Here is an 11,996-nt window from a genome sequence, read left to right as displayed (position 1 = left end):
GAATTATACTATAATTTACCGAAAATTGGTTTTAAGCCCCGTTGGGTTGAAGCCTAGTATATAAAACGAGAAGAGTTAATGCCAAGTGTCTGTGTTGTTATGTTGAAAGGGTGTTTCTGGCTTTATTTTCTATCCGATGCGATTTATTTCAGACATCGTTCATTTTATCCACAGTATCCATTTTTTTCTAATAGAGGAAATTGCCTACGCGAATAAATCATTACCGAAAAGGATTCCTTGTTTTGAATCAATTTAACATTTAAGAAAATTATATAGATTTAAGAAGGTAAGCCATGACCATTGAACTGCTTTTAACTAAAATCTGACTTAATCTGCATGAATGAACTCCCTAGAACAGGCACTGTGATTCCTTCCTTATCAAGTGCTCAAGCCGATGATGTCGCTTTTGCAATATACCTCGTCGGGTTCTACTGGGTTACCCAAAGGGGTAATAGTGACCCATAGAAATCTCCGTCAAGGCTCGACTTTCCTTTGCTATCTCTCTCTATAAATCAAGATCAACAAAAACCCATTAAACTAAACTATACTTACCATACAATTTGTATATTTGTTGATCTTGTTGAGTAAATAATTTCAAGGAGTGGTTATGCTATCAAAAAAAATTATGTTGATTATCGTGATGAGCGGCTTTATATCTAACTCTTTTGCCTGGGGATATCACCGAAGTTATACCGTCTGTCGTGGAGGCGATTGTCACCATACGAGTGTGAATAAAGGTTGTTTTAACGGTCATTGTGGTACCACACGATGGGGATCTAGCTGGCATAGATAATGATAATAAGCTGGTTGGGTCCTTTTGATCCAACCTTCTAGACTTTATACACATCCACATCATCCTTGAGCTGCTTGGCAATCTCGTCCAAATGATGAATAAAGGTCATCATTTCTTTGATGCCGCTGGAAAAAGTGGAAGTTGTGCGATTTATCTCATTCATGCTTTCAACGATTTGCTCGATTCCGACTGCTTCTTGACGAATGGCTACCTCAATGTGTTGACTTGCTATAGAGGCATCATTAATCATTTGGCTCAGTGTTTGAATGATTTTACCTGCATTCTCAATCAATTTTGCTCCTAAATCCAATGTCTTAGTCCCTTCTTCGGTAACAATAACCGCTTTTTCGGTAGCGCGACGAATGTCTTCAAGAATTTTTTGTACTTGTACTGTTGATTGTTCAGATTGTTCGGCGAGATTTCTTACTTCTTTAGCTACTGCTGCAAAGCCTTTTCCTGATTCTCCAGCTTTTGATGCTTCAATTGCAGCATTCAATGCCAACATCTTTGATTGTTGCGCCAAAGTATTGACCACTGAGGTGATGTCACCGATTTGTTGGGTGTGATTATTTAAATCCAGTATGGTTTGGGCAATGAGTTTCATTTTTTCTTCTGAAGCTCTAATACCCAGAATGCTTTGTTCTACAGATTGCGTACCTAATTTCCCTTGTTCATAAGTATTCTTAGCTACCTCCCGCAACGTTTGAGCTTTTTCCATGGTTTGTTTCGAGCTTTTATCCATTTCTTCCAGTGAAGCGCTGATTTCATTAATAGCGGAAGCTTGTGAGGTAATACCTTCTGCTTGCTCTTCTGCAGAAGTCTTCACCGTGTTTACCATAGTGACTATGTTCGTACTGACTTCGGTAATATTTTTAGTAATGAATGCCAAACCATCGGTCATGGAATTTAAATCACGGCCTAAATCGTGCAATATGTCTTCTTGATCAAGTTTAAGTCGCTCTTGAAGATCCCCTGCAGCAACTTTGCTGCTGAATTCGCTGAATTTTTTTGATGAATTGACTAGTTGTTCATATAATTCTCGAGTTTCCCATTCTTTCGCACGCAGCGCCTCATCATTTGCTGCAATTGCTTCTTGCATGGCCTTAAGTGCTATAAACAAGTTCCCAAGCCTACCTGTTGAGCGAAGTTGAATTGGAACATTACGCTCACCCGCAGCAATTCGTTTCGCAATATCAATAGCAAAATCCACGGCGGCTAATATCGATTTTTGGGTCACAAAAGGCACAATCAGAGTTAGAGCAATCGCGAAAGCAAGTAACCCATAGGCCGATTTTTTTAAAGAACTTAAGCTTTCATTTATTCTATTAGTACTTTTGGCAATTTCTGATGATATTTCATTAAAAAAGCCTCCTATTCTTTTTCCTTCCTCAGAGGAATAGGGACCATCAATAATATCAATCATTGCATTTTGAATTTGTTTTGTATTATTTCTACTGTTTTCTACATTATTAGGATTATTCGGATCTCTGGGGGCATTGATTATTTTAGATTGGATTTCATAAAGAGGCTGATACAAGTTTTGAAGTTTGTCCCATTTTTTCTGTAACTCAGTATTATCCAGCTCGCTGGAGTGCATAATCTGATTCCATTGACTTCGAGTTTCATTAATTTCTCTCCACATATGCGCAAAAGAGTCTTTATCCTTGGGATCTCCTGTCATTGCCCAATGTTCGAGAATATCTTGGGCCTGATAAATTTGGGTATCAAGAATTTGAGGTAAACTTTCGCGATTAATTAATTGGCTCAATTGCATGATGCAATTTATTTTGGGGAGCAATAGCATAATTGATATCAATAAGGGCAAACAAAGCGTTGCAAAGCCAATAACTAATCGGCTACGGATAGAAAGAATAAAACCGTCTTTGGGAAGCTTGTCCATATCTCACTCCTATTTTCTATAATTCTAGAATTTTTTTTTATAAATAGCTCTATAAAAAGAGATAGTTCCAGTGCCTCACTTATTAAAAACGTTAAGAAAATCCGGAGTAGGGTTGGGGACATGCAAACTCATGTGAATGAGTAAGATAGGTCAATTTATGAGTTTCTCCCAGAGGCAAGGTAAATCTGATGGGCAAAATGCCCGATCAGATTAAAGATTCTGCTCACTATCTAATGAGAAACAAAAACGCCGACGCTTAGCTAGGTAACCTTTTAGAGGTGCGCAGAGCAATTGCAATGAGTATATAAGTCCAACCACTCACTATCATGTCAATTGCAATAAACAGTCCGATTACCCATAATCCACTCATTGGCCAATGTAATAAAATTAGAATCCCAAGAACTAGGGAGCTCAATCCTGCAAGTAAAATCCAACCCCAGCCTGTCGTATGCCGTAATGAAATGGACATGATAATACGAGTAACGCCGATAACGATAAGCGTCCAAGCCAATAATGCTGTAATGATAGTTGAGGCTAACAACGGATCATAGAGGATGATACCTGCTCCAATGAGGTACAATATGCCAATACAGACTTTCCAAATGGCACCCTCCCATTTTCTGTATTTAAATGCATCAGCAATGTGGGATAGCCCGGAAACCATAAGTAGCACTGCAAAAAAATACATACTCACTATGGTTAATGCGATTTCCATGCCTAAACCAATAAAACCCAGGATTAACAGGAGCACTCCGAAACCAAAGAGCCAGCCGCGATGATGTTGTAACGTTTCTTTTTCATGATGATGAACAACATTATTTGTAGTAGCCATATCAGTTCCTTTTGATTGTCTCACTTTAATATAGCTTATTTTTTATGTCGGTGCGGTCAATTATATTGAATTATCCAAGAAAATTTTTTCCTGTATATTAAGAATCAGTATGCTCCTCTGTAAAGGCATGGATTTCCGGGATAATGATGTTGCGGAATTTTTTGCCGTTGAATAATCCATAATGACCTACTCCTTCAGCAAGGAAATATTTTTTCATCGTATCAGGTAGATTCTTGCACAAACTGAGCACCGATTTTGTTTGTCCTACGCCCGTGATGTCATCGCGTTCCCCTTCTATTGCCAGAATAGAAGTATTCTTTATGTCTTGTAAGCGCACATTATGTCCGCGCGATTTGTAGCGCCCGGTTGTTAGTAGTTTTTCTTGAAAAACCGTGTTGATAGTTTGCATGTAAAATTCGGCAGTCAAATCCATCGTTGAAAAATATTCAAGGTAGAACTTGATTATCTTAAAGGCTGCTTCTTTTTGGTTATCGGCATATCGATCGACTGCTTTTTGCAGTGATTCCACATGACGTTGAAAATTCATACTCATAAAACCTGCAAGTTGCATAAACCCAGGATAAACCAGACGCATTGCACCCGGAAAACGAGAGGGCACAATCGAGATGACATTTTGTTGAAACCAATCGTCTCCTCTGGAAGACGCTAATTCATTGACCGAAGTAGGTGATTGACTCGTATCAATAGGCCCCCCTAGCAATATCGCTGTGCGAGGAAGGTTCGGTGAATTATTGGTGGACATTAGAGCAACGGCAGCTAAAACCGGGACTGTCGGCTGACATACCGCCATGACGTTTAAATTGGGTGCAAGTAAATTAAAATAAGAAATGATGTAATCGATGAAATCATCCAAATCAAACGAACCTTCAATTAAGGGCACATCACGAGCATTTTTCCAGTCAGTAATATAAACATCGTACATTGGAAGTAAATTTTTGACGGTATCCCGCAACAAAGTGGCATAGTGTCCGGACATCGGTGCAACGACGAGTAATTTGGGTAAATTCAGGTGTTCAGCATTTACTTTTTTAAAACGAATCAGATTGCAAAAACTTTTTTTATTGATAATTTCTTCTTGAACATCGTAGTACTCATCATCGATTTTCACTTCGTTAATATCAAATTGGGGTTTATCGTAAACATTCGTAACAATGTGAAATATGTAGGAGTAACCAGATAACCTACGAAAATAACCTGAAGAGGAATCCAATATTCTTTTTAACACCTCTTGTCCTTCATTGGGCATATATGGAATGTTAACGGGCAAATTAATATTGTCAGACACTCTGCGAAGACGTTTTGCCAGATTGTCAAAATAATCGGAGTAAGGCTGAAGTAAACGCATATTGAAATCATAGATATTATAAAGATAACTATTATCAAGAGGGTTAAAAAGCATAGAATGCCTCACATATTTTAGAAGGATGAGAAAAAATGGTGCATCACGATATTAAATTAATACACACAAAATTCTAAAATAGCAAATTCCAATTGAGTGGATTGATGAACGATGCAGTTCCTTTAAGGTTTTACCCAATTTTGGGAATAATAGTAATAGTCTCTGATTTCCTGTTGAATCTCAGTTGCCGAGATGCCAACCTTAAATTGCATGAGAAGCATTTTGACGCTATGAAGACGTTGCGGAAGAATAGTCACTAAAGCATGTGCGTTTTTTTCTGGCTTCCCATAAAATTCAGCATTAAGATGAGATTTCAAATCTTTTGTTTGTATCGAGGAATCTAAAGTAATTGCGTTCAATGATTGGAGCAAGGCGTTTTCTAATAAATGAGGATCTTGAGTCATGTTTTTCTCCGCTGTGGTAATTGCCTCACAAAAACCTTCAAGCATGGAGCGGCTAATTTTATCTTCTTTAGACATATCGAATAAATCAGCAATTATCGTATGAGGCAAAAGAGGGGCAACCAATTTATCAAAAGGTAAGGCATAACCATGACGATAATGATCACGATATTTTTGTCCAAAAAATGAATAATTTACTTTTTTAGTTGGAGAAAAATCAGGATCATCAAAAGCAAGTGTATCTGCATGTCTTCCTTTATAACTTAGAGTACCTCCACAACCAAAATCAACAATAGCAGCTCGCTTTACATCATTTTTATCCACACAATAGCCCGAATTGAGTAATTTCGAATTCAATAAATCCCATAAATTAAACACGAGTGCTACTGCGTACAATTGACCTAGAAATCGTGCTTCTTCAGAGGTAAGTGATAAATCATCACGTCTGGGTAATTGCTCCCGTTCGAATAAGGGTTCCGATTTGACGGCTTCTTTTTGCGATAAAAATTCAGAAAAACTATTGATGAATTTTGAAATGACACCAATGGATTTGTCCTTATCGACATGGAGGTAATTTTCCGGGACTTCTAAAATCCCCTCAAACATTTTTTTGGCCATCCGAGGAATTAAAATCTCCAGAAAGGCACTTTCAAGTTTAATTGAAAAAATATGCTCCATGGTGTCAAAGGAGGGTTTTTGCAGTTCCTCATGAGAAAGATATCCTTTAAATACGTCTTCTATCGTTAAGGCATCTGGCTTTTTAATCAGATAATAGTCCCCAAATTGATCACTTAATATTCTTTTTTCAGTGATTCCCTTTGATAGAGAGGAAGCAATTTTACCAGGCAGCTTCTCTTTGGTTACTTCTTTGAGCTCAATATTATGATGAAGCTTTGGCATGATGATCTCCTCCAAAAACCCTAATGAACACCGCGCTTATTGGTGTTGATTATTGATTTCATACTCAAGTTATCATTGGATAAAAAATGCTTTATTATTTTCATCTTATTACAGAAAGAATGAAAAAGGCACTATTTTAGCTTGGCTGTGTTCAGGGATGAGGAACCAATCGATTTTAAAAAATAAAATGCTTCTTATTGAGTTTACAAGCGTCCAAACCCTGCAGTGACTTTTAAGCAACCGGAGTTGGAAGAATGGATAAATATACCCCGCGCTACATATACTGGCCCCCATTGATATCCAGGTTTGAACCGGTGATAAATCCTGCCTCTTCACTCACTAAAAAAGATACGGCGTTGGCAATTTCTTCAGGTTTTCCAAGGCGTCCTACAGGAATGCTCTTGGTAATCTTACCGATGACTTCTTTTTTCATAGTGGCCAGCATTGATGTTTCAATATAACCGGGAGAAATAGTATTCACGGTGATCCCCTTATTGGCAACTTCCAGCGCTAAACTCTTGGTGAAGCCAAATAAAGCGGATTTTGTAGCCGCATAATTGCATTGCCCTAATTGTCCTTTTCGGCCATTAACGGATGAAATACACACGATACGACCGAATTTTTTTTCAATCATGAAGGGAAGTACATGACGGGTGATATTGAATGTGCTGGTTAAATTGGCATCCACAACTTGTTGCCAATGATGTGGTTCCATTTGTTTTAGACTAACATCGCAGGTAGAACCGGCGTTATTTACTAAAATATCAATATGGCCAAAGCGTTCTATAATTGAATTTGTAATGGCTTCACAATCAGAAAAATTGACTAAATTTGCAAAGAGAATTTCAACATTATAACCTGCTTTTTTTTGTAGGGTTTGCCATTGTAATACTTCATCATGTTTGCCATTCTTAAAGTGACAAGCAACGACTTTATAATTCGCTGCGAGACGTCTACAGATTGCAGTACCTACCCCTCCAGTGCCACCGGTAACAACGGCTACTTTTTTTTCCATAAATAAATCTCCTGCTGAACAATTGGAAGTTCTTTTCTATTTGCTCAATTAAATTGTTTTGTTATTATTCAAAATGTTATCGTAATATGACTCATGGGGTTTACACAGCTGAGGTAAACCCTAATAAACGCAACAACCTCAGTACGTCACAATAGATAAAAAAAACTGCTAAAATTATAATAAGAGTGAATTTTTGTGATGAAGGAACCGGATTTATCAAGACAACGAACCCATTGTAATTGGATTCTGTTGGAGGATAGGAATATCCTGTTGTATGAATTACTTGCATTCAACTTAGTACTCATTCACTAAGGAAATAGAGATGGATTTCACCGATGCTGCAGTTTTTATCGTAGATGATGATCCTGAGCTTTGCCAAGCACTTCGATGGTTATTTGAATCAGTAAATATTCCCGTATACACCTATAGTAATGCGAAGGAATTTCTTGAAAATTATGATCTGAAGCAAAGAGGGTGCTTGATTATTGACGTGCGTATGCCAGTCATTAGTGGCTTAGAGTTACTGGAGCAACATCTGAGTGTATCAAAAACTCAACTTTTAGTGATTATGATTACGGGTTATGCTGACATTCCAATGGTTGTTCGTGCAATGAAAGCGGGAGCGTCTGATTTTATTCTTAAACCAGTGAATCATCAGCATTTACTTGAAGTCACGCAAAAATTGCTAAAAAAAACCTATAGTTATCCCCTCCAATCTCAATCTGATTTTTTTGAACGTCTTCAACGATTGACCAAGCGTGAGCGGCAAGTGATGGATTTTGTTATTGAGGGAAAATTAAATAAGCAAATTGCTCATGAGCTTGATATATCGATCTCCACTGTAGAAGTTCATCGTGCCAATGTCATGCGAAAAATGGAGGCTAAGACCTTGGCTGAGCTCATTAAAATCAATCTAATTCATACGCTTCATGGTGATAATTCTAATACATTAGGCGACATACAATAAGATAACCCTTTTTTGTAAACCAGCTCACTTAGCCCAGGTTTTCCTAATTTCCGATCAAATGAAGACTTATAAATAGCCAAAATGGTAAATTAACTTTTTATTTGAGTAACAAAAGGATATTATTTGATTTTTTGCACCTTATGGAGTAAACCATGTCAAAATTTCCAAATAAAACTGCTTTTGAACTGCAACAATATTTTAGACAACTGACCTTGGAGCAATTACTCGATATTAACCACTCATACGGACCTCATTTTGAGAAATTGGAAGAGCGAATCGATCGCTGCAATAAAGACTTAGCAAATGCGCAAGAACGTCTGGATGGGCTTAAGAACAGAAAACAAGTGCATGAAAATAATTATGGCACAGTAGAAACCTTAGAAGCAGCATATCGCGCGCAATTAAATAGCGTACTTGCCGATTACAGCAGGACTAATCGTTTTCTTGGACGACAAGCGGCAGGTGCTTCACCGATGGAGCAGTATGATTATCAAAAGTTGCATTTAGACACCGAAATTTCAAATACATCTGAAAAAATTGATCATTTGAATCAGCTGGTGACTGGCTTGGAGCAAAAGAAAACGGATGCAATTTCTGAATTAAGAATTTTGAATCGAGTTATTACCGAAAAAAGAGCAGTAATTTTAAATCAGGTTACCGCAGAACCGAGTGAATATAGATCTCAACTGACTAACAGAATGTAGATACTACCCAACTCCCTCAGCTTGAGTAATGACGAGCCACGGGTCAGAGTTCCTTCACTACCTCCGGGATGACGTGTCACGAACCCCGTCCTCCTGGGGCGTAGGACGGTGACATTTAATGTCTGGAGAATCTATCCTATAATATCTTCAGTATATATAAAATTGTCCTTTGCCTTCTTCATTAATATCTGAAACTGTTGTAAATATTTCTCCGTTGTTGTTGAGGAATGTAAAACAAACTCTGAAACGCATAACGCAAAGATAAGCCTTCGTAGATCCCAAATTGTTTCTTGAAAAATGTCGACCCTTTTTTTGGTTTCGGCGCTGATTTTTACTTCCAGTTTCAAGTTTTCAGAACTAATTGCGATAGGAGCACAATGTTTAATGACTTGGCCACGCAATTGTTCAACAAAAATAAAGGTATTAATTTTTTTAGATCGGCATTTGACGATTTGCTGCATGGTATCGTTAAAAAAATTGTATACCATCATTTGGTGAAATAAATAAAGTTTTTGCGAATAACGATAGGCTTGAAACAAAAAATAATCGCCAACCAAAACGATAAAGACGCCAATCAAAGTACATATCCCTCGATTCAATACCATTTCAAATGGCCCCTCGGGGGAGTTTGCGTCCGTTGTTTGTGCTAAAAGCAAAAAAACAACAAGAGTAATGAAAAAAACACTGATATCGTACCGTCTGGTATTTAATGCCGTGACAGCTAATCCAATGATCGCGACAATAAATACAATGGGGATTAATCGATAATTGACCTGCATGAGATAAATCAAGGGAATTAAAACTAACAACGCGGCAAAAGTACCTCCAACACGATGGATTGCTCTTCTAATAATTAACCCGGGTTCAATTCCGGCACTGACCATAATCACGGTCAGCAAAACCCACCACTTGTGAGGAATAGTCGTAAATAAATAAACCCACATGGCAACCATAAACATAATTGCCAATTGAGTAAACCGCGCGTAATCAAGCTTCTTTTTTAGTTTTTCCGCAGTGAGCATAATCTATTCCAACGGAGAAAGGCCAGTTGCAGACAGCGGGTAATATAAAACTGCAATTGGGTTTTAGGCGCTACATATAGGGTCGGTGTGCCACATGGAGTATACGTTTTCATATTATGTCTGAGGCGAGAGAGATTATTCTTGACGCCAAGCCAAAATAATTCATTCTTGGTCTCATAATATAAATTGTCCAAAGCATGTTGAATATTTCGAATGTAAACTGAAACGCGATAAGTTTGCATGACGTACTTCTTGGGAAGCAACCGCCGATAATTTCGAACCATGCCCAAATGTTGAATCTCTTCTCCTATAGGGCTCTTACGATCTTGATTTAGGGCTGAATCAATATCCTCTTCGAGGTATAAAATGAATTTTTGCAGCGCCTTATTCCATATGATCAAATACATATTGGGAAAAAATCTCAAACAAATTAAGGTCGTGGTTATTGATAACGCAGTCGATGAAATAAAACCATACGCTACTTCAAGATTGGCAGGTGGTTCCGTGCTTAGAACAACGGCTCCGGTAGCGATAAGCAGCATGGATAAACTTTTTAACGCATAGAAATATTTTAAGACGCAAAAATAGGTTACTGCGAAGACAAATATTGAGAAAAAGAAAAAGACACCACGAAATGGGTAAACAAGATAAAAAGACACGCTAATGAGGATTACAGCAATTCCGATAAAAATCAGTAACCATTCCTTTTCTTTAAAGGTCGGAAGCACGGGGGCTTCATAGAGGGATAACAAAAGAAAAGGTGAAAAAAAAGCCAGAAAACTGACGGGTCGAAATAACCAATAAACATATACTTGTACTGTCGCAACCACAAGAGACTTATAAAGAGTGATCCTTTGTAAGGCATATGGATCAACTTCATCAAGCCATTGCTCAAACTTTGATATAGACATAAGCACTTGTTCCAAGACGTAGTGGGTAATCGGGATCGGGATCAGTGATTCGGATAATTACCGGCAGTCTTTGTGGTAATAAGATCCATTGATTTTCATTGATGACATTTTGTAACTGAGTACGGTTATCCACTAACTGCCTATTAGCCGACCAATAATCGGAGTCAATGACACCATGAAACATTTTTCTTCCCAAATACATTCTAGGAAATACCAATACTTTGGAACCTTTACGTACCCGACCTAAATCGGTTTCGTTAAAGTTTGCTTGAATGTAAATATTATCCGTATCAACCAAAGAAAAAAGTGGTTGGTTCATATTCACTGGTGTTCCGACACTAAAAAACAAATTTTGAATAATGCCATTACTTTGTGCATAGACCTCTGTTTGCTCCAAGTTAACCTTGGCATTTTTTAAACGGGCATACAGGGATTTAATTTCATTTTCTTGGGCTTTTATCTGATGCTGATCAATTTCTAGTTGTTTTAAAGCCGCATCCCATCTGTCTTTAGCTGCTTTTGTTTCTTGCTGCGAATTTTGTAAGGTAATAAGTGAGACTGATTTTAATAAATAACCTTTGTGAAACTTTTGGTCATCTAGTTTGAGTTTAATGTAATTCCTTTGCTCATTTTGACTGAGCTTGAGATGGCGTTCATAGGTTGCTTTTAAAGCAGCAAGTCTTGCTTCTGCTCCTGCTAAGTCTGCACTCAGTTGCTCTAGGGCATAGATATAGGGCTTTTGAAAAACAGTGAAGAGCTTTTGGCCTTTTTTGACAAAATCACCGTTGTTTATATAAAGATTTGTGATATAACCATTGGCAAGGGCTGCGACAGGTCGCACATTATTGACGACAAATGCATTATCAGTAAAAGGAAATAAAAAAGAAAAAAGATAGATAATTGTGGTTAGAAAGCCAATAAAAATGATGACATTGGCTATAGTGAACCAGTGTTTTAATCGAGTAAAGCCTTGTTTAATGTGTATACGAGTTCGAGTAAATTTTATCATAAAATATACGGTTAGCCTTAAAATGAGTATGTAGCCCGGGATACAGCACAGCGAATGACCCGTCATCCCGAGTGACGCCAGGGATCTCCCATCGTAAAAGGGTACTACACCATGAAGATTCC

General features: G+C 37.7%; 12 protein-coding genes. 4 read left to right on the top strand and 8 right to left on the bottom strand.

Annotated features, from left to right (window positions below; translation table 11 throughout):
• Positions 1-394: 394 nt before the first annotated feature.
• Together OQJ13_RS17060 and OQJ13_RS03840 are read left to right on the top strand one after the other, a co-directional pair.
• Positions 395-511, top strand: a complete 117-nt coding sequence (locus tag OQJ13_RS17060) for an AMP-binding protein (RefSeq protein ID WP_416209901.1) — start codon at positions 395-397, stop codon at positions 509-511.
• 96 nt (positions 512-607) lie between these two features.
• Entirely contained in the window at positions 608-793 is a 186-nt protein-coding gene (locus OQJ13_RS03840) for a hypothetical protein (protein ID WP_265709301.1), read from the top strand.
• Positions 794-830: 37 nt separating this feature from the next.
• Here OQJ13_RS03840 and OQJ13_RS03835 read toward each other — a convergent pair whose 3' ends face one another.
• From OQJ13_RS03835 to phbB, 5 genes are all read right to left on the bottom strand, one after another.
• A complete protein-coding gene (locus OQJ13_RS03835) occupies positions 831-2,693 on the bottom strand; it encodes a methyl-accepting chemotaxis protein (protein WP_265709300.1) in 1,863 nt (620 codons plus the stop codon).
• Positions 2,694-2,949: 256 nt separating this feature from the next.
• Entirely contained in the window at positions 2,950-3,525 is a 576-nt protein-coding gene (locus OQJ13_RS03830; protein WP_265709299.1) for an HdeD family acid-resistance protein, read from the bottom strand.
• Between the two features lie 97 nt (positions 3,526-3,622).
• The gene (gene phaZ / locus OQJ13_RS03825; RefSeq protein WP_265709298.1) at positions 3,623-4,945 is read right to left on the bottom strand and encodes a polyhydroxyalkanoate depolymerase; all 1,323 of its coding nucleotides are present in this window, start codon (positions 4,943-4,945) and stop codon (positions 3,623-3,625) included.
• A 122-nt stretch (positions 4,946-5,067) separates the two neighbouring features.
• Complete coding sequence (locus tag OQJ13_RS03820; protein ID WP_265709297.1) at positions 5,068-6,246, bottom strand: hypothetical protein; 1,179 nt, start codon at positions 6,244-6,246, stop codon at positions 5,068-5,070.
• 274 nt (positions 6,247-6,520) lie between these two features.
• Positions 6,521-7,261 (bottom strand): acetoacetyl-CoA reductase, encoded by a 741-nt coding sequence (gene phbB / locus OQJ13_RS03815; RefSeq protein ID WP_265709296.1) that lies wholly within the window; start codon positions 7,259-7,261, stop codon positions 6,521-6,523.
• 322 nt (positions 7,262-7,583) lie between these two features.
• Between phbB and OQJ13_RS03810 the strand changes: the two genes are divergently transcribed.
• Positions 7,584-8,228, top strand: coding sequence for a response regulator transcription factor (locus OQJ13_RS03810; RefSeq protein ID WP_265709295.1), 645 nt, complete (start codon positions 7,584-7,586; stop codon positions 8,226-8,228).
• A gap of 152 nt (positions 8,229-8,380) precedes the next feature.
• Positions 8,381-8,932 (top strand): hypothetical protein, encoded by a 552-nt coding sequence (locus tag OQJ13_RS03805; protein ID WP_265709294.1) that lies wholly within the window; start codon positions 8,381-8,383, stop codon positions 8,930-8,932.
• Between the two features lie 131 nt (positions 8,933-9,063).
• Here OQJ13_RS03805 and OQJ13_RS03800 read toward each other — a convergent pair whose 3' ends face one another.
• From OQJ13_RS03800 to OQJ13_RS03790, 3 genes are read right to left on the bottom strand one after another with little or no spacing between them, the layout of a single operon-like run.
• A complete protein-coding gene (locus OQJ13_RS03800) occupies positions 9,064-9,954 on the bottom strand; it encodes an FUSC family protein (protein WP_265709291.1) in 891 nt (296 codons plus the stop codon).
• On the bottom strand, positions 9,933-10,865 hold the full coding sequence (locus OQJ13_RS03795) for a hypothetical protein (protein WP_265709290.1): 933 nt from the start codon (positions 10,863-10,865) through the stop codon (positions 9,933-9,935). Before OQJ13_RS03795 ends, OQJ13_RS03800 begins: the two co-directional genes overlap by 22 nt.
• Positions 10,846-11,874 (bottom strand): HlyD family secretion protein, encoded by a 1,029-nt coding sequence (locus OQJ13_RS03790; protein WP_265709288.1) that lies wholly within the window; start codon positions 11,872-11,874, stop codon positions 10,846-10,848. The genes OQJ13_RS03795 and OQJ13_RS03790 overlap by 20 nt, the downstream gene beginning before the upstream one ends.
• Between the last annotated feature and the right edge of the window lie 122 nt (positions 11,875-11,996).

The organism is Legionella sp. PATHC035 (assembly GCF_026191115.1).
In the GTDB taxonomy this organism is placed as follows: Bacteria; Pseudomonadota; Gammaproteobacteria; order Legionellales; family Legionellaceae; genus Legionella.
Note: the sequence above shows the minus strand (reverse complement) of the source record. Positions and strands in the feature narration are given on the sequence as shown.